This window comes from Pseudoalteromonas sp. bablab_jr010 (assembly GCF_016464105.1).
In the GTDB taxonomy this organism is placed as follows: domain Bacteria; phylum Pseudomonadota; class Gammaproteobacteria; order Enterobacterales; family Alteromonadaceae; genus Pseudoalteromonas; species Pseudoalteromonas simplex.
In genome coordinates, this window is record NZ_JACDWV010000052.1 from 1 (window position 1) to 18030 (window position 18030).

16 protein-coding genes and 4 tRNA genes are annotated in these 18030 nt (G+C 42.1%); 15 read left to right on the top strand and 5 right to left on the bottom strand.

Features of this window, described 5'->3' with window-relative positions:
* Positions 1 to 6: 6 nt before the first annotated feature.
* The 4 genes from JIG37_RS02960 to JIG37_RS02975 all read left to right on the top strand — a co-directional run bounded on the left by JIG37_RS02960 (position 7) and on the right by JIG37_RS02975 (position 474).
* A tRNA-Leu gene (locus JIG37_RS02960) sits at positions 7 to 91 on the top strand.
* Between the two features lie 40 nt (positions 92 to 131).
* Positions 132 to 206, top strand: a tRNA-Gln gene (locus JIG37_RS02965).
* Between the two features lie 70 nt (positions 207 to 276).
* A tRNA-Leu gene (locus JIG37_RS02970) sits at positions 277 to 361 on the top strand.
* A gap of 38 nt (positions 362 to 399) precedes the next feature.
* Positions 400 to 474, top strand: a tRNA-Gln gene (locus JIG37_RS02975).
* A 293-nt stretch (positions 475 to 767) separates the two neighbouring features.
* Here the strand turns inward: JIG37_RS02975 and JIG37_RS02980 are convergent.
* Positions 768 to 1937, bottom strand: a complete 1170-nt coding sequence (locus JIG37_RS02980; protein WP_199528671.1) for an FAD-dependent oxidoreductase — start codon at positions 1935 to 1937, stop codon at positions 768 to 770.
* A 258-nt stretch (positions 1938 to 2195) separates the two neighbouring features.
* On the opposite strand from JIG37_RS02980, the gene miaB reads away from it, so the two are divergent.
* Genes miaB through lnt form a run of 5 tightly spaced genes read left to right on the top strand, consistent with a single transcriptional unit; the run spans position 2196 to position 7630 of the window.
* The gene (miaB, locus tag JIG37_RS02985; protein WP_054551657.1) at positions 2196 to 3641 is read left to right on the top strand and encodes a tRNA (N6-isopentenyl adenosine(37)-C2)-methylthiotransferase MiaB; all 1446 of its coding nucleotides are present in this window, start codon (positions 2196 to 2198) and stop codon (positions 3639 to 3641) included.
* Between the two features lie 49 nt (positions 3642 to 3690).
* Positions 3691 to 4743, top strand: a complete 1053-nt coding sequence (locus JIG37_RS02990; RefSeq protein WP_054551658.1) for a PhoH family protein — start codon at positions 3691 to 3693, stop codon at positions 4741 to 4743.
* Positions 4740 to 5195, top strand: coding sequence for an rRNA maturation RNase YbeY (gene ybeY / locus JIG37_RS02995; protein WP_199528672.1), 456 nt, complete (start codon positions 4740 to 4742; stop codon positions 5193 to 5195). The genes JIG37_RS02990 and ybeY overlap by 4 nt, the downstream gene beginning before the upstream one ends.
* Positions 5196 to 5217: 22 nt before the next feature.
* The gene (gene corC, locus JIG37_RS03000) at positions 5218 to 6102 is read left to right on the top strand and encodes a CNNM family magnesium/cobalt transport protein CorC (RefSeq protein WP_054551660.1); all 885 of its coding nucleotides are present in this window, start codon (positions 5218 to 5220) and stop codon (positions 6100 to 6102) included.
* On the top strand, positions 6083 to 7630 hold the full coding sequence (lnt, locus tag JIG37_RS03005) for an apolipoprotein N-acyltransferase (protein WP_199528673.1): 1548 nt from the start codon (positions 6083 to 6085) through the stop codon (positions 7628 to 7630). Before corC ends, lnt begins: the two co-directional genes overlap by 20 nt.
* A gap of 94 nt (positions 7631 to 7724) precedes the next feature.
* Here lnt and JIG37_RS03010 read toward each other — a convergent pair whose 3' ends face one another.
* The 4 genes from JIG37_RS03010 to JIG37_RS03025 all read right to left on the bottom strand — a co-directional run bounded on the left by JIG37_RS03010 (position 7725) and on the right by JIG37_RS03025 (position 12200).
* Positions 7725 to 8633 (bottom strand): hypothetical protein, encoded by a 909-nt coding sequence (locus JIG37_RS03010; protein ID WP_199528674.1) that lies wholly within the window; start codon positions 8631 to 8633, stop codon positions 7725 to 7727.
* A gap of 163 nt (positions 8634 to 8796) precedes the next feature.
* Positions 8797 to 9273 (bottom strand): FKBP-type peptidyl-prolyl cis-trans isomerase, encoded by a 477-nt coding sequence (locus JIG37_RS03015; protein ID WP_199528675.1) that lies wholly within the window; start codon positions 9271 to 9273, stop codon positions 8797 to 8799.
* Entirely contained in the window at positions 9270 to 11672 is a 2403-nt protein-coding gene (locus JIG37_RS03020; RefSeq protein WP_062564353.1) for an ATP-binding protein, read from the bottom strand. Before JIG37_RS03020 ends, JIG37_RS03015 begins: the two co-directional genes overlap by 4 nt.
* A gap of 69 nt (positions 11673 to 11741) precedes the next feature.
* On the bottom strand, positions 11742 to 12200 hold the full coding sequence (locus JIG37_RS03025; protein ID WP_054551664.1) for a zinc ribbon-containing protein: 459 nt from the start codon (positions 12198 to 12200) through the stop codon (positions 11742 to 11744).
* A gap of 186 nt (positions 12201 to 12386) precedes the next feature.
* On the opposite strand from JIG37_RS03025, the gene leuS reads away from it, so the two are divergent.
* From leuS to rlmH, 6 genes are read left to right on the top strand one after another with little or no spacing between them, the layout of a single operon-like run.
* Complete coding sequence (gene leuS / locus JIG37_RS03030; RefSeq protein ID WP_199528676.1) at positions 12387 to 14975, top strand: leucine--tRNA ligase; 2589 nt, start codon at positions 12387 to 12389, stop codon at positions 14973 to 14975.
* Between the two features lies 1 nt (position 14976).
* On the top strand, positions 14977 to 15465 hold the full coding sequence (lptE, locus tag JIG37_RS03035; RefSeq protein ID WP_138602632.1) for an LPS assembly lipoprotein LptE: 489 nt from the start codon (positions 14977 to 14979) through the stop codon (positions 15463 to 15465).
* Positions 15465 to 16505 carry a DNA polymerase III subunit delta gene (holA, locus tag JIG37_RS03040; protein ID WP_062564350.1) on the top strand — a complete coding sequence of 347 codons (1041 nt, stop codon included), beginning with the start codon at positions 15465 to 15467 and terminating at the stop codon, positions 16503 to 16505. Before lptE ends, holA begins: the two co-directional genes overlap by 1 nt.
* A gap of 12 nt (positions 16506 to 16517) precedes the next feature.
* Positions 16518 to 17153 carry a nicotinate-nucleotide adenylyltransferase gene (nadD, locus tag JIG37_RS03045; RefSeq protein ID WP_199528677.1) on the top strand — a complete coding sequence of 212 codons (636 nt, stop codon included), beginning with the start codon at positions 16518 to 16520 and terminating at the stop codon, positions 17151 to 17153.
* Between the two features lie 56 nt (positions 17154 to 17209).
* Positions 17210 to 17527 (top strand): ribosome silencing factor, encoded by a 318-nt coding sequence (gene rsfS, locus JIG37_RS03050; protein ID WP_054551669.1) that lies wholly within the window; start codon positions 17210 to 17212, stop codon positions 17525 to 17527.
* A 27-nt stretch (positions 17528 to 17554) separates the two neighbouring features.
* Positions 17555 to 18025 carry a 23S rRNA (pseudouridine(1915)-N(3))-methyltransferase RlmH gene (gene rlmH / locus JIG37_RS03055; RefSeq protein ID WP_036967350.1) on the top strand — a complete coding sequence of 157 codons (471 nt, stop codon included), beginning with the start codon at positions 17555 to 17557 and terminating at the stop codon, positions 18023 to 18025.
* Positions 18026 to 18030: the final 5 nt, after the last annotated feature.

An 18030-nucleotide genomic window follows, 5' to 3' on the forward strand; every position in this document is an offset into this window, starting at 1 on the left:
AATGATGCGGGAGTGGCGGAATTGGTAGACGCGCTGGATTTAGGTTCCAGTAACTTCGGTTGTGAGAGTTCAAGTCTCTCCTTCCGCACCATGTTCTTGATAAGAACTCAAACTATCAAATTATTCTTTGTTGGGATATCGCCAAGCGGTAAGGCAGCAGGTTTTGATCCTGCCATTCCCAGGTTCAAATCCTGGTATCCCAGCCACTTTCTCAAAGTGATAAAGAATACTCAATGAAGAGTCTAAAATAACTACCAGTACATTAGTACAAATGATGCGGGAGTGGCGGAATTGGTAGACGCGCTGGATTTAGGTTCCAGTAACTTCGGTTGTGAGAGTTCAAGTCTCTCCTTCCGCACCATGTTCTTAAGTAGAACTAAAACTCTTCAAGTTTAGCGTTGGGATATCGCCAAGCGGTAAGGCAGCAGGTTTTGATCCTGCCATTCCCAGGTTCAAATCCTGGTATCCCAGCCAACTACTTACTTCCCTTTCAAGTTTCAAGTTTCAAGTTTCTCCAAAGTATATTCGGTAATTTTATACCAATTCGCTTAATTAAGTAGTCTATTTTGAGGCAATCAAACCTCGTTGATAACAAGGCAAAAATTTCGTTATTTAGTTGTTCTAAATCAGAAATTTTTAACGCAGGTAGCGACAGGTTTAATCCCTCAAAATGATTAAGTATTATTGCGGATTGGTATTAGCACAAAAAAACGGGCTAATTTTCATTACCCCGCTTCTTTGCCTTTTGTACGATTAATTTTTTACTATTAACTTAATGTCCCGCTAATCGCATACTTTAAAACCCAGTTCTTTGCAGGGCCTGTGTTATTAGCAAGCTTTAAAAACTTACTGCGCACCCAGCTCAGTGGTTTAATCTCGTTTGAAAAACCAAAATAACATGCATCCATCATACTCATCATTAGTAAATTAGCGTGGCGGCGTTTTTTCTCGTAGCGCTTTAATAACGCTTGCTGACCAACATCAGGTTGATCTGCCAAAATATCTGCCAGTGCTACAACATCTTGAAACCCTAGGTTCACACCTTGCCCAGCAAGCGGGTTAATTGTGTGCGCCGAATCACCCAGCAAAACTAAACGTCCGTGCGAGTAATCATTGGCATGTTGGCGTGCAAGTGGAAAGACAGCATGCTCAAGTAATTCAAAGTCGCCCGGTAGTTCAGGAAAATGGTCAATGAGTTTTGCTTTAAGTTGCTCATTCGACAATTTTTGCCACTGCTTTAAAACCGCAGCATCGTGATAACAAATTAAATTAGCGTAAGGCGCCTGCATCGGTAAAAATGCTACAGGCCCGGTTGGCGTAAATTGTTGCCACGTTTTTACCTGCTGCGGGGCATCTAATTTGATTAACACGCCCATGCAATGCTGGCCATATTGCCAACCCGTTACACCTAAACCAGCTTTAGTTCGCAATTGTGACTGTCCACCATCTGCAGCAACAACTAAATCAGCGGTATATTGAGTATCGCCATAATGTAAGGTGATTGAATCAACCGTTTGAGTAATATCCGTGATGGCTGATAACTGCTCTATCACTTCGATGTTGTACTTGGCGAATTGCTGCCAAAGACTTGCTTGAATTAAATTATTTTCGATTAAATGACCTAAATGCGTTTCGCCAATCTCATGGCTATCAAACAATAAATTTTCGCCTTGTTGCTGGTAGGCCTCTAATTGTTGATAAGGTGCGATACGATTTTGTCTTAGTAATGGCATTGCACCAAGCTCATCAAGTAAATTCTCTGAAAAACGATTAATAGCCGAAATGCGAATATCAACCTTATCTGAGCTTAAAATTTGATCAGCATCGATAAGGTGCTTTTCAATAACGGTGACATCCCTACCCTGCTTAGCCAGTTTTACAGCAGTAGCAGCACCTACCATGCCGCCACCGACAACAATTACCTTATTTTTATTCATTTAATATTCGCTCATTTGGCTATTTAAATACGGGATAAATTGTAACGTAATTCAATATTGCGTGTCAGTGCATTTACCGCTTATGAATTTCAAAACAGTGACTTGTTTGATTTCACACCACAAAGATAAAAACTATACTTGGATCTGTGCGGGTATCCAGCTAAAATACGCGTCCTTTAAGTCGGCATACTTGCCACTTAATCCTGTTTCTAACACATTTTTGTGTCACTACCGAATTGAAAACGAGGCTATATTTCAATGAGTAAAAAGCTGCATATTAAAACCTGGGGTTGTCAGATGAACGAGTACGACTCTCAGAAAATGGCTGATCTACTAGATGCGACTAACGGCTATCAGTTAACTGAAGAAGCTGAAGACGCTGACGTGATCTTACTCAATACCTGTTCAATCCGTGAAAAGGCACAAGAGAAAGTATTCCATCAGCTAGGCCGTTGGAAACTATTAAAAGACGACAAACCAGAGTTAATCATTGGTGTTGGTGGCTGTGTTGCATCGCAAGAAGGTGACTCAATTCGTCAACGTGCGCCGTTTGTTGATGTAATCTTTGGCCCGCAAACATTACACCGCTTACCAGAAATGATTAAGCAAGTGCAAAGTGGCGACAGCAGCTCGGTAGTTGACGTTTCATTCCCTGAGATTGAAAAGTTCGACCGTTTACCTGAGCCAAAAGCGGAAGGCCCTACTGCGTTTGTATCAATTATGGAAGGTTGTTCTAAATACTGTACATTCTGCGTAGTGCCTTATACGCGTGGTGAAGAAGTAAGCCGTCCACTTGATGACGTATTACTTGAAGTTGCCCAACTTGCAGAGCAAGGTGTTCGCGAAGTAAACCTACTTGGTCAAAACGTAAATGCGTATCGTGGTGAAACTCACGACGGTGAAATTTGTTACTTCTCTGATCTATTACGTTATGTCGCTGCGATTGACGGTATTGACCGCATTCGTTATACCACATCGCACCCAGTAGAATTTACACCAGATATCATTGATGCGTACGCAGACGTACCTGAGCTTGTTGACCACCTACACTTACCAGTGCAAAGTGGTTCAGACCGTGTTCTTAACCTTATGAAACGTGGTCACACTGCACTCGAGTACAAATCTACGATTCGTAAGTTACGTAAAATTCGCCCTAACCTAAGCATGTCTTCAGACTTCATCATTGGTTTCCCAGGCGAAAGCAAAGCAGACTTTGAAGCAACTATGAACCTTATCAATGACATTGGTTTTGATATGAGCTTTAGCTTCATCTACAGTGCGCGCCCTGGTACGCCTGCTGCTGATTTACCAGATGACGTAACAGAGCAAGAGAAAAAAGAACGTTTATACATTCTGCAAAACCGTATCACGCAAATGGCGCAGCAAATCAGCCGCCAAATGTTTGATACCGAACAGCGTATCCTAGTTGAAGGTCCTTCTAAGAAGAACCCAATGGAATTACGTGGCCGTACTGAGAACAACCGAGTGGTTAACTTTGAAGGCCCTCACTCAGTGATCGGTCAATTCGTTGATGTACGTATTACAGAAGCATTGCCAAACTCTTTACGTGGTGAATTAATTCGTACAGAATCAGAAATGAACTTACGCCGTGATGTGGCACCTTCAGCTATTTTAAATAAAGCTGCTGAAGCTGAGGCCGCTACGGCCCCTAACGAAATTGGCGTTGCTACTTTCGTACCTTAGGGTGACACTTGGTGCAGGCACAGCCTGCACCCATCAATAGGAAGCAATTTTGAGTAATCAATTAAAAACATTAGAGATTTATTTAGAACCCGCCGACAACAAACGCCTTTCATCTTTATGTGGTCCGTTTGACGAGAACATTAAGCAAATTGAACGCCGCCTTGGTGTTGAGATTGCACACCGTGATAATTTCTTCAGAGTAACCGGTAAACTGCACCTTGCAGCAGCGGCTGTTGAGATACTAAAAAACCTCTATATTGAAACTCAACCTATTCGCGGCCTGATTGGCGAGATTGAACCTGAAGCCGTACATTTGGCAATTAGCGAATCAAATGCGCTTGAGCAAGATGAAAACCCAGGTGTATATGGCAAAGACATGGTGATTAAAACTCGCCGTGGCGTTATTAAACCGCGCAATGATAATCAAGGCGTGTATGTTGCAAATATTTTGCACCACGATATTACCTTTGGTATTGGCCCAGCCGGTACAGGTAAAACTTATTTAGCGGTTGCTGCAGCTGTTGATGCTTTAGAGCGTCAAGAAATTCGCCGTATTTTATTAACTCGTCCTGCGGTTGAAGCTGGTGAAAAACTAGGCTTTTTACCAGGTGACTTAAGCCAAAAAATCGACCCGTATTTACGCCCTCTATACGATGCATTATTTGAAATGCTGGGTTTTGAGCGTGTAGAAAAGCTGATTGAGAAAAACGTGATTGAAGTTGCGCCACTTGCTTACATGCGTGGTCGTACGCTAAATGACGCGTTTATTATTCTCGATGAAAGCCAAAACACCACAGCAGAACAAATGAAAATGTTCTTAACCCGTATTGGTTTTAATTCAAAAGCGGTGATCACGGGTGATATTACACAAGTCGATTTACCACGCGGTGCCCGCTCAGGCCTACGTCATGCCATCGAAGTATTAAACGGTGTCGATGAAATTAGCTTTAACTTCTTCCAATCACACGATGTGGTTCGCCACCCGGTTGTTGCTCGTATCGTTGAAGCTTATGAGCGAAACGATGAAGCAGAACGTTTAAAACGTGCAGAGAAGCAACGTGCGAAAGAAGCGCAAGCAAACCAACAAGAAGCAAACTCGTGACCGAATTAGATTTACAAATAGCCTGTGAGTTTAACGACTTACCAAGCTTTGAACAATTCCAGCTATGGGCTGACAAAGCCCTCAGCAACTACCGTGAAGATGCAGAGCTGACTATAGTGATCAGCGATGAAGCACAAAGCAGGCAGCTCAACAATGATTACCGCGGAAAAGATAAACCGACTAATGTCTTATCTTTTCCATTTGAAGCACCACCGGGCATTGAGTTACCTTTAGTGGGTGATTTAATCATTTGCCCAGCTATTGTTTTAGCCGAGTCAATTGAGCAAGAAAAAACCTTTCACGACCATTTTGCCCATATGGTTATCCATGGATGCTTGCATTTACTTGGATTTGACCATATAAAGGACGAAGATGCACTTGAAATGGAAAGCATAGAAAAGCAATTACTTGCCGATCTGAACATCGCTGACCCATATCGAGACGATATTTAAATTAACGGAGCAATTAGACGCAATGAGCGACGACAACTCGCAAACTAGCCAGGGTTCTTCTGGCAAAACGTGGCTGGGCCGCATAGCCCAAATGTTGCAAGGGGAACCCCAGAATAGAGAAGAGCTGGTAGAAGTAATTGCCGATGCGCAAGAACGCGACCTTATCGACCCTGAAACCAAAGATATGATTGAAGGGGTGCTAGGTGTATCAGAGCTGAAAGTGCGGGACATCATGATCCCACGCTCGCAAATGGTAACCTTAGAGGTTGATACACCATTAGAAGAGCTATTACCTATGATGGTTGATTCAACACATTCACGTTTTCCTGTGGTATGTGAAGACAAAGACCATGTTGAAGGTATTTTATTAGCAAAAGATTTATTACCACTGATCATCAACAAAGATGAGCAACTGCCTTCTTTACGTGAATATTTGCGTCCTGCAGTTGTAGTGCCTGAAAGTAAACGTGTAGACACTCTGCTTAATGAGTTCCGTCAACAACGTTACCACATGGCGATTGTTATTGATGAGTATGGTGGTGTGTCTGGTCTTGTCACTATCGAAGATATCCTTGAAATCATCGTTGGTGAAATCGAAGACGAGCACGATGAAAGTGAAGACCTACAAGATATTCGCCAAGTTGCAAAGCACGTTTACGCTGTGCAAGCACTGACTGAAGTTGATGACTTTAACGAGTATTTTAAAACTGGTTACAGCACCTCAGATGCTGACACCATAGGTGGTATTGTTTTACATGCATTTGGTCACATGCCAAGTCGTGGTGAAACAATCGAGGTAGAAGGCTTACAATTTAAAGTCACTAACGCAGATAACCGCCGTATCTTACAATTGCAAGTCACCATTCCAAAGGCTGATGATAACGACAGTGAAGAAACTGCTAACTAACCTAAGTCACCTTGCAAAAGATAAAAAAGCCTGGCTCGCACTTGTTGCGGGCCTCTTTTTAACCTTAAGTTACGCACCCTATAACCTATGGTTTATAACTTTTCTTTCCCTTGGTGCTCTACTCTACTGCATTAACCCTCTCGCAAACGGTAAATTAGCCGCTAAACAAAGTGCTAAATATGGCTTTTTATTTGGTTTAGGTTGGTTTGGTGCAGGTATAAGCTGGGTGCATGTATCAATAGCGACCTTTGGTGGCATGCCATTAATCGCATCACTTTCGTTAATGGTGCTGCTTTGTGCTTATTTAGCCCTTTATCCTGCATTAGCTACTTGGCTGACAACACGCCTTGCTACAGGCCCATATAGCTTTATATGTTGGTTACTCGCCGCTATCGCAACCACAGAATACTTACGTGGCACATTGTTAACAGGCTTTCCGTGGCTGAGTTTTGGTTACACGCAAACAGACAGCCCACTTAATTTTTTAGCCCCAGTGATTGGTGAGTTTGGGATTACGCTTGTATGTATGTTAATTGCGTTTGCTTTATATCGCCTAGCAAGCAAAGATGGCAAACCACTTATCGCCTCTGTAGCCCTATTAGCTGGCTTATATACGATTGCAAGCAGCAACCAGCTACACTACCAAGATAAAACCATTAAAACTGTACTGGTGCAGGGTAATATTAAACAGCATCTTCGTTTTGAGCCGTCTGAGTTTTGGACGACTATGAGCAAATACCAAGATATGACTCGCCTGCATTGGAATGCTGATTTAATTGTTTGGCCAGAAGCTGCTGTGCCTGAGCTTGAAGCATTATCAACCGAGTATTTAACAGGCCTTGATAGTGCTGCAACGTTTAATGACACCGCGCTTATTACCGGTATCGTTGATTACCAATACGACACGCGTAACATTTTTAATACCTTAATAGTGCTTGGTAAAAAAGAACACGATGACAGTGAAGGCCACTATCAATATTTAGGTAAAAACCGCTACCAAAAGCATCAGTTATTACCCATTGGTGAGTTTGTGCCGTTTCAGGACTTCTTGCGCCCAATTGCGCCACTGTTTGATTTGCCTATGTCCTCCTTTACCCGTGGTGATGAAGTGCAAAACAATTTACGCGCAAATGGCTTAAACATTTTACCGGCTATTTGCTATGAAATTGCCTTTTCTGAGTTGGTTCGTGGTAATTATCGCAGTGACTCCGACATTTTATTCACGGTGAGTAACGATGCATGGTTCGGTGACTCACATGGCCCGCATCAGCACATGCAAATAGCGCGTATGCGCGCCTTAGAGTTACAGCGCCCGCTAATTCGCGTGACCAACAATGGTATTAGCGCCGTTTACGACCCTATCGCTAAATCACAATTAGCTATGCCACAATTTAAAGCGGATGTACTCGAAGCCAATATCACGTTAATTAAAGGCGATAGCATTTATAGTCAATATGGCAATTGGCCAGTATGGGCGGTAGTGATATTACTGAGCGCTGTGGGTGTATTTGTTAGGGTTAAGAAATAACACCTAAGAAATGAACATTAATAATTTTGGTCAAAGCTTAACCGACAACCACCTACTAAGTAGGTGGTTCAAAACCAGAAAACCAATCTCAATACTAGCATTGATAAGTATAAATTGTTCTATTTCCCTTAGTTTCAGTTTTAACAACTCGACAGCCGCCGCCACCGCCACCGCCACCGCCACCAAATGAAAGAATATAGTATCCGAATTTAACCTGCTCACCGCCACCATTTGAAAATACGAATCCTTTTCCATTTACCTGACTACGATTTAGTGGGATGGAATTATTGTCACCATCTCTACCACCTAAGATATTGAATGACTCTGTTGTTTGATCTAACGTTACACTAATAAAGCCATTTCCAGTCTGTGCTAAATCATCACTGTAAAAGTTTATACGGACGTATACCTCTAACTTATTCATATTAGGAAACTTAATTGTTCGCATTGTTTGTGACAATATTCTGGTGAGTCCAGACGTTTTCCCGCCAAAATAAAAATCATAAACATCATTTCGAACAAAACTGTACACTAAAAAATCATACGGACTACCTTTTACATCTATTTCCTTTCCTAACGCATAATTATCATTAGAGCTGGGGCTAGATTGCATGGTCGTATGATTATTTTTCCGCATGTTTGTCCCTTGAGCGAGCATGCTTTTTTCAGAAGCCTGTGTTACCACACGGACTAATTCTTTCCGATATTCGTAAAGGAGCGCTAAATCGTGAAGCTCATTACTGCTCAAGCTAGTTTCATAAACATCTGCAACTGGTTCACCAAAGCGGTCCTCAGAGTAGTAGGTATCGAACTTTGTAGCCCGTTCATTGATCATATCAACAACAATTATTGCTTCAGTATTATAATTAGTACTAAACCTTGCTACTCTTTCTTGTTGGCTCTTTGAACAATTGTTACAAATTTCAACATCTGCCTGACCAAATACAGGCAAAGATACACCAGTAAAAAGACCAACAATCAATAACATTATAATTTTGTTCATAAAAAATCCCTTATATTTTAAAAACGAAATAAATAAAACCATATACATATACATATACATATACATATACATATACATATACATATACATATACATATACAATCAGAATATTCCTAAAATCTGAAAGTCAGCGAACAAAACGATAAATTGCTAAAAAAGATATTTATTCATTAATCTTTATCAACTCTACATCAAATATAAGTAGCGAGCCTGCTGGAATGCTGCCGACGCGTTTACGGCCGTAAGCAAGCTGAGGCGGGATATAAAAGGTAAACTTATCCCCTTCGTTCATTAGCTGTAAGCCTTCGGTCCAACCTGCAATGACTTGATTTAAGCCGAAGCTGATAGGCGAGTTTCTTACCACTGAGCTGTCAAAAACACTACCATCCATAAGCGTACCATGATAGTGAACCTTTACTTTACTGGTTGCACTTGGCTTTGTGTCATTCCCTGAACTTTGCTCAACTTTGTATTGCAGCCCAGATGCGGTTTCATGAACATCATCAGCTTTACCATTATTCGCTAAAAAATCCGCGGCAAGCTTCTCATTTTCAAGCGCTTGAAGCTTCGCCTTTTTACTATTTTTAAAAATTAAAAAACAAAAAATACCAATGATCAGTAAAAGTATTAAATTAATCATTCTGCGTCCTTCTCATCATCATTGTCGCCATTTACAATATCTGCAATATTGGCAAGCCTTGCTAAGGCTAGCGCGTTTATAGAGCCTTCAGGGTAACCTTCTGCGGTCATTTCACCTGCGTCTTTATCCATTAATAAGCTCAGTGCTTGATCAACGGTTTCAACGGCATAAATATTAAAGCGCCCTTTTTCAACGGCATCGAGTACTTCGTCATCAAGCACTAAATTAACTTGGTTTGATTTAGGAATAATCACCCCTTGCTCACCGGTTAAGCCTCGCATTTTGCAAAGTTTGAAGAAGCCTTCTATTTTCTCGTTTACACCACCAATTGATTGCACATCACCATGCTGGTTAATCGACCCCGTCAGTGCAATAGATTGGCTAATAGGTAAGTTTGTAATGGCTGATATAAGCGCGCACAGCTCTGCTAATGAGGCGCTATCACCGTCGATGTAGCCATAGCTTTGCTCTATTGCGATATTGGCACTGAGCGTTAGGCTAAATTGCTGAGCATACTTATTACCTAAGTAACCGGTTAATAGCATCACCCCTTTTGAGTGAATGGCTTTGCCTAGCTCGGCTTCACGTTCAACGTCAATAACGCCATCTGCACCTGCGTACACAGTGGCTGTAATGCGTGCAGGTGTGCCAAATGAGGTATCACCAATATGTAGCACAGTTAAGCCATTTACTTTGCCCACTGCGTGACCTTCGGTTGCAATTAAAATTTGCCCTTCTTTAATATCACTCAGCATGGTTTCTGAAATTTGCCCTGTGCGGTATTGCTTACCAACAATGGCTTCATCTATGTGATGAGCATCAATCACGGTTTGGCCATCTTGTTTGGCATAAAAACTGGCTTCTGCCACTAACTCTAATACATCTGCAAAGCGAGCTGAGAGCTTGTTATGGTGCTCAGCTTGGCGATAACTAAACTTTAATAATCTTGCCATTGCAGCTTCATTTACGGTGCAATTAAGTGTTTGCTGACAATATTCAGTTACCTTGGTAATGAACTGATATTGCAGTTTATCGCTACTTGGTAAGTAATAATCAAAGTCAGCAAGGACACGGAATAACTCTGCAAACTCTTCGTCATATTCACCAATGGTGTAATAAAGGTCGCGAGAGCCTAGCAGCACTATTTTTACATCAAGAGGAATAAGCTGCGGACGTAACGTAAAGCTACTTCCCACAGAGCTGTCTTGATAAGGTAAGTCGTTTTTGATTTGATGCGTTTTTAGAGAAAGCTTAAGGCCATCCCACACTTGTGGGTTCGCCATGACTTTCTCGGCATCCATAATCAAATAGCCACCATTAGCACGGTGCAGTGCACCTGGCTGAATTGAGCGGTAACTGGTGATAAGCGAGCCTTGCGAAGTCGCATATTCAATTTTGCCGAAAATATTGCCAAAAGTCGGATTCGGCTCATACACCACAGGGGCTGCATCGCCCTCTTTGTATTCGACTAGAATATTTGGTGCAAAGAAGTCTGTGAGCATCCCTTTACGGTCAAAGTCTTCTTTGTTTTCGTCGTTTTCATCATCGTCGAGCCATTCAAGTACCGCATCAATGATTTCTTCACGAATATCTTTTAAATAACGCAACACACCAATGTGCGTAGCGTATTTATGTTCAAGGGCTTTAATGAGTGGCTTAGTGGCAAGCTCAGCAGTTGATTTTTTAAGGTTACGTAGTTTTTCGGATGACTCTCGTTTCCAACGAGGAAGCTCTATTAATGCTTCGATTAACGCATCTTCAAGCTTTTCGATAACCTCATAAAATTCGATACGCAGTGGCTCATCAAGGGCTGAAAATTCACTGTCGCTCAGTTGTTTACCATTCACTAAAGGCGCAAATCCCACAACGCCATTTTCTTCAATCAGTGCCACACTTTGTTCAAGTGCTGCAATTTCAACAGCAGTAATTGCCGCATCGTAAGTATCGGTAAACTCACGGTCGATTGATTTTTTCTTGCGTTGATAACCCGGGTTATCAAAAGCTGCTGGGAATGTATCGAGTACTTCGTCGATAAATGAATCTATATCGTCAGCTAACTGCTTTGATTGACCTGCTTGCATAAATAACGCGATTGGCTCGCGGTGGTCATCATAGTTATTAACATACAACCACTCATTAGGCGTTGGGCGGTCTTTTGAATGGGCTGTGAGTTTGTCTTTTACTAAGGTGTAACGACCATGAGCCGCTTCACCCATCACATAAACATTGTAACCCGGTAATTCCATTCCGAGTGAAAAGTCGAGGGCACTTTGTGCACGTTGTTGACCAATAAATGGCAACGCTTCTGGATATGGGTTTTGCATACAAGTCGCAACATGACTTGCGGCAATCTTAGGCGCTAACGCAGAAATAGGTAGAGGGATTAGTTTTTTTGTCATTCTAACTTCTTATTTCCCAGTCTTGACTGGGCATTATAGGTAACGCCCAGCACAAGCCTGCGTCACTGATTAAGGTTGTAATGCCTTACGGCGAAAATAAATACCGCCACATTCAGTACAAGGAGTAATTTGCGTAGCATGGTAAACATCGTAACTATGCTGACAATTTTTACATACTAATGTGCCCATGGCTATCCATTCTCCCTCTTGATAAACACCATTATGTTGAAAATCTTGGTTTAAGGCTTGCCATTCGAGCTGGGTTTTATCTTCAATGTGCGATAACTCATACCAAAGCGATTCTTTAAGCTCTAGCCATGCGAGTGAATCATAGTGACTGTCGTTTTCTTTAATGTGGTCGATATCGCGTTGTAGATAGTCACGATACTGATTGAGCTTTTCTTGCCCTAAGTCTTTAAGTGCCTGCTCTGACTCAACAAATTTTTCCATTGCATCTTTTAGCTCATGATCTTTTACGTCTTTAAGCCATGCACTTAAATCGCTAAGCCAAGATTTATAATCTGCCATCGCTTACTCCTTCAAAAATGATGAAAAATCAACCGTTATTCTAGTTGAGTATAGGTTAACCTGCCCTGAAAATATATTTCCTTGGAAAATTAACAAAAGCGCCTATTTGCCGCTGTGATTAGCATGTATTTTGGGTTATCCTTATCGACAATTTTTTATTAATTTGCAAGAAGTCTGGAATCGTAGATGCAAGAGCAATATAACCCGCAAGACATTGAGTCAAAAGTACAAGCCTACTGGGAAGAAAACCAAGTATTTAAAGTCACTGAAGATGAGAGCAAAGAAAAGTATTACTGCCTATCTATGTTCCCATACCCAAGCGGCCGACTCCACATGGGTCACGTTCGTAACTACACCATTGGTGACGTAGTATCACGCTTCCAACGCTTGCAAGGCAAAAACGTAATGCAACCTATGGGTTGGGATGCGTTTGGTCTACCTGCTGAAAATGCGGCAATCAAAAATAACACTGCCCCTGCTAAATGGACTTACGAAAACATCGATTACATGCGCAACCAGTTAAAGCAACTAGGCTTTGGTTACGACTGGGATCGTGAAATCGCGACATGTCACCCAGAATACTACAAGTGGGAACAATGGTTCTTCACTAAGCTTTATGAAAAAGGCTTAGTATACAAAAAGATGTCAACAGTAAACTGGGATCCAGTTGACCAAACTGTACTTGCTAACGAGCAAGTAATTGATGGTCGTGGTTGGCGTTCAGGTGCCATTGTTGAGCAAAAAGAAATTCCACAATGGTTCATCAAAATCACTGATTACGCACAAGAGCTACTAGACGATTTAGATAAACTTGATCACTGGCCTGAGCAAGTTAAAACCATGCAGCGCAACTGGATTGGTCGCTCTGAAGGTTTAGAAATCGAATTTAAGCGTGCTGATAACGAAGACACATTCAGTGTTTATACAACGCGCCCAGATACCTTCATGGGTGTGACTTACGTAGCAGTTGCTGCAGGTCACCCAATTGCACAAGAAGCCGCTAAAAACAGCGACGCTGTAGCTATGTTTGTTGATGAATGTAAAAACACGAAAATCGCTGAAGCAGACATGGCCACCATGGACAAAAAAGGCATTGCAACTGGCTTTTATGCGATTCACCCATTAACAGGTAAGCAAGTACCGATTTGGGTTGCTAACTTTGTATTAATGGATTACGGCTCAGGCGCTGTAATGGCTGTTCCTGCACATGACCAACGTGACTACGAGTTCGCATCAGCTTATGGCCTTGAAATTGCCCAAGTTATCGCACCAGCTGCAGGTTCTGTAGAAACGGTTGATTTAGACAATCAAGCATACACAGAAAAAGGCGTGTTAGTTAACTCAGGTGAGTTCGATGGTCTTGAGTTTGAAGCAGCGTTTAATGCCGTTGCAGACAAACTAGAAGCACTGGGTGTAGGTGAGCGTAAAGTTAATTTCCGTCTACGTGACTGGGGTGTTAGCCGTCAGCGTTACTGGGGCTCTCCAATTCCAATGCTTAGCGACGAAAATGGTGATGAGCTTGCAGCAACAGAAGACATGCTACCAGTTCGCTTACCAGAAGACGTAGTTATGAATGGTGTGACTTCACCAATCAAAGCTGATCCTGAGTGGGCTAAAACAACAGTAAATGGCGCGCCTGCATTCCACGAAACAGATACCTTCGATACCTTCATGGAGTCGTCTTGGTACTACGCTCGTTACTGTAGCCCACGTTTTGACGAAGGCATGATCGAGCCAGGTGCTGCCAATTACTGGTTACCAGTAAACCAATACATTGGTGGTATTGAGCATGCGATCTTGCACTTACTTTACTCGCGTTTCTTCCACAAACTATTACGTGACTTTGGTTTAGTAAACTCAGATGAGCCATTTGAGCGCTTATTATGTCAAGGCATGGTACTAGCTGATACTTTCTATCGTAAAGATGAGAAAGGCGGTGATATCTGGATTTCACCAACAGACGTACAAACTGAAACAGACGACAAAGGTCGTGTTGTTAAAGCGTGGCACAAAGAAGATGGCGAGCCAGTATTCTCTGCGGGCATGAGCAAAATGTCGAAATCGAAAAATAACGGTATCGACCCACAACAAGTTATCGCCCAGTACGGTGCGGACACAGTGCGTTTATTCATGATGTTCACTGCACCACCAGAGCAAACTCTTGAATGGTCTGATTCAGGTGTTGAAGGTGCAATGCGTTTCTTAAAACGTATTTGGAAATACGCTGTTGATGTTGAAACAGTAGGTTATCAAGCGCTTGATAAGTCAGCGTTAAATAACGACCAAAAAGTACTTCGCCGTGAACTTCATAAAGCAATTGCAAAAGTGACTGATGACGTTGAACGTCGTCAAACATTCAACACTGCAATCGCTGCTATCATGGAAATTTCGAACAAGTTACTTAAAGCACCACTTGCTGATAAACAAGATGTAGCAATTGCTAACGAAGCACTTGAAGCATTACTTATCATGCTTGCGCCTATCACACCGCACATGTGTCACCAGTTATGGCAAGACCTTGGCAAAGAAGGCGATATATTAGATGCAGCATGGCCAACAGTTGATGAGTCAGCACTTGTTGAAGATGAGAAGCTAATCATTGTACAAGTTAACGGTAAGCTACGTGCTAAGTTAACAGTGCCTGCAGATGCAACTAAAGAGCAAGTTGAAGCATTAGCATTTGCTGAAGAAAACGTGACTAAGTTCACTGATGGCGCGACTATCCGTAAAGTAATTTACGTACCAGGCAAACTACTTAACGTGGTTGCTAACTAAGATGGCAGCGCTTCACGCACTGAAAAACGGACTAGCCCTTGCGCTAGTCTGTTTACTGCTGACAAGTTGTGGCTTTCACTTAAAGAAAGCCTCTAACTTGCCTGACGACTTGAAAGTAATCACCCTTGTTGGTGATGATGAAAAGTCAGCCTTATTCGAATTAGTCGAAAAAGAACTGATTGCGAGTAAAGTTGAGCTTAACCAAGTTGGTAAACATCCTGAGTTAAAGATTCATAAAGACCGCTTAGAGCGTCAAATTCTGTCATTGTTTGATAATGGTCAGGTTGCTGAATATGAACTTGCCTACAGCGTAAGCTATACCCTCAAGCGCCCTGGACAAAAAGCGATTAATCAAAGCTTTGAATTGTATCGTAACTACCAAGACGACCCAGACAATGCCCTTGCAAAAGCAAAAGAGCTTGATTTGCTATTAGGCGAAATTCGTAAGCAAGCGAGTCGTCGTATTGTTCGTGAGTTATCACAACTGTAATGCGTTGTTATGCAAACCAGCTTCCTAGCCAGTTAAAAAAAGGCCTCGCGCCTTTTTACATGGTGTTTGGTGAAGAGCCTTATCAAATTGCGCAGTGCATCATGCAAATTCGCCAAGCAGCTAAACAGCAAGGCTTTGACGAGGTAATCAAATTTACCTTAATGCCGGGTTTTGACTGGCAAGAAATTGTTGCTCAATATCAAAGTATGTCACTGTTCAGCGCTCGTACCTTAATTGAGTTTGATTTAAACGAGCAAAAACCTGGTACGCAAGGCAGCCAAATCTTTAAGCAGCTTGTTGAGCTTGCTAACCCCGATACTATTTTGGTTTTAAAAGGCGCCAAAGCCAGCCAAGATATTCAACGCAGTGCTTGGTTTAAAGCCCTCGATAAGCAAGGCTTATTTGTTCCTTGTTACCCATTAACAGGTAATCACCTGAGCCGCTGGTTAGATGAACAATGCTACCGTTTAAACTTAAACCTTCACAACAACGCAAAACAAAGCTTAATTGATGCCACTGAAGGAAATTTACTTGCCTGTCATCAAGAGTTAGAAAAGCTATCTTTGCTTTATGGTAGTGAGCTAATTGACCAGCAAGCTGTGATGCAAGGGCTACTGAATCAGTCAAAATTTGATATTTTTGATTTGAGTGATGCTTTATTAAATGGCCACGCCGAACAAGCAGTTAAAGTAATGACTAAGCTGGCTGCCGATAACACTGAAGCCATGAGTATTTTTTGGGCCATCAATAAAGAAGCAGCTAACTTACTGGCAATGCAACACGGGCGCTTGAATGGTGCCAATATGGCTGATTTATACAAAAAGTATAATATTTGGAAAAACCAACAAGCTGTTGTACAACAGGCCTTAAACCGCTTGAACATCCAAGTACTCGAACAAATTACCAAACAATTAGCCCAGTTTGATGCCGCATATAAACAAGGCAACCTTGTAGCCCCCTACCAAGCATTAATGCAAATATGCTTAGTGTTTTGCCAACCTGTGGCGATACCTTTACCTTGCCACCCGGTCTTTGACTAAGAGTAACAATTCATGATTGCTATTTTTGGTGGCACCTTTGATCCAATTCACTTAGGTCATATTAATATGGCCCAGCAGTGTGTTCAGCAGTGCCAACTCGATACCCTTTACTTCATGCCTTGTGCTATTCCTGCTCACAAAGCCAAGCCAGGAATAAGTGATGAGCATCGTATAAACATGCTAAAACTTGCGATTGACGACAATCCGCATTTTGCTATCGATTACCGCGAACTAAACCGAGAAGGTGCGTCTTATTCTTTGCTGAGTTTAGAAGAGCTTCGTGCAGAAAACCCAGCAGCGCCGATTATGTTTTTAATCGGCATGGACTCATTCAATAGCCTAGATAAATGGTTTAAATGGCAAGAAGTTGTCAAACTTTGTCATATTGTGGTGTACCAGCGTCCGGGGCAGCACTGCCAAGTATCTGGTGAACTTGCAGCTTATAAAGAGAATGCCGTAACAGAGCAACTTAGCCAGCTACAACAAGCCCCTGCAGGTAAGTTATTCTTTTTAAATGGCTTACAAGTTAATGCCGCCTCAAGCGAAATAAGAAAAAAGCTGCATTTAAATAATGATATAGCGGAACTTTTACCTACCAATGTAAGTCACTATATTGCGCAGCATCATCTTTACCAAACAGATGAATAAATACTGCCTGCGTGATAAAATAACAAATTAAGATTATTTATTTTTGAGAAAACACTTTGGATTCTAAACAACTACTCGCATTTGCCCTTGATAAAGTCGACGATATGAAAGCCCGTGATGTGGTACAGCTTGATGTTCGTGGTAAGTCTGACATTACTGATTACATGTTAGTGTGCTCAGGTAACTCTAAACGCCATGTACAATCTATTGCTGATCATGTTGCTAAAGAAGCACGCCATGCTGGTGAAGAACCTCTCGGTTACGAAGGCCAAAACGAAGGTGAATGGGTGCTTGTAGACCTAGGTGATGTGGTTGTGCATGTTATGCAAGACCAAACTCGCGACTTCTATGATCTAGAGAAACTTTGGGGCTAACCCTTAGCAAGGACATAGGTAACCATTTTGAAAATACAATTGATTGCTGTTGGCACCAAAATGCCAGCATGGGTTGAAACCGGATTCACAGAATATCAACGTCGCTTCCCGCGTGATATGCCTCTTGAGCTAATTGAAATCCCCGCAGGTAAACGTGGTAAAAATGCGGATATCAAACGTATTTTACAACTTGAAGGCGAAAAGACCCTAGCTGCGATCCCTAAAGGTAACCGCATTGTAACGCTAGAGGTGACGGGTAAACCAATGGATACCCATCAGCTGGCAAAAAGTATGGAAAAGTGGCAGCTTGATGGTCGCGATGTTAGCTTATTGATTGGTGGACCAGAAGGCTTAGCACCTGAGTGTATTGCAGCGTCTGAGCAAAAGTGGTCATTATCAAACCTGACACTACCGCACCCGCTAGTGCGCATCATTGTTGCAGAAAGCCTATACCGAGGCTGGAGCTTGAATAACAACCACCCTTATCATCGCGAGTAGTAAAG

What these genes read in the sequence shown, in the direction of transcription:
- JIG37_RS02980 (WP_199528671.1), bottom strand. Translation starts at nt 1,937, where the DNA reads ATGAATAAAAATAAGGTAATTGTTGTCGGTGGCGGCATGGTAGGTGCT.
- miaB (WP_054551657.1), top strand. Translation starts at nt 2,196, where the DNA reads ATGAGTAAAAAGCTGCATATTAAAACCTGGGGTTGTCAGATGAACGAG.
- corC (WP_054551660.1), top strand. Translation starts at nt 5,218, where the DNA reads ATGAGCGACGACAACTCGCAAACTAGCCAGGGTTCTTCTGGCAAAACG.
- JIG37_RS03010 (WP_199528674.1), bottom strand. Translation starts at nt 8,633, where the DNA reads ATGAACAAAATTATAATGTTATTGATTGTTGGTCTTTTTACTGGTGTA.
- JIG37_RS03015 (WP_199528675.1), bottom strand. Translation starts at nt 9,273, where the DNA reads ATGATTAATTTAATACTTTTACTGATCATTGGTATTTTTTGTTTTTTA.
- JIG37_RS03020 (WP_062564353.1), bottom strand. Translation starts at nt 11,672, where the DNA reads ATGACAAAAAAACTAATCCCTCTACCTATTTCTGCGTTAGCGCCTAAG.
- JIG37_RS03025 (WP_054551664.1), bottom strand. Translation starts at nt 12,200, where the DNA reads ATGGCAGATTATAAATCTTGGCTTAGCGATTTAAGTGCATGGCTTAAA.
- leuS (WP_199528676.1), top strand. Translation starts at nt 12,387, where the DNA reads ATGCAAGAGCAATATAACCCGCAAGACATTGAGTCAAAAGTACAAGCC.
- lptE (WP_138602632.1), top strand. Translation starts at nt 14,977, where the DNA reads ATGGCAGCGCTTCACGCACTGAAAAACGGACTAGCCCTTGCGCTAGTC.
- holA (WP_062564350.1), top strand. Translation starts at nt 15,465, where the DNA reads ATGCGTTGTTATGCAAACCAGCTTCCTAGCCAGTTAAAAAAAGGCCTC.
- nadD (WP_199528677.1), top strand. Translation starts at nt 16,518, where the DNA reads ATGATTGCTATTTTTGGTGGCACCTTTGATCCAATTCACTTAGGTCAT.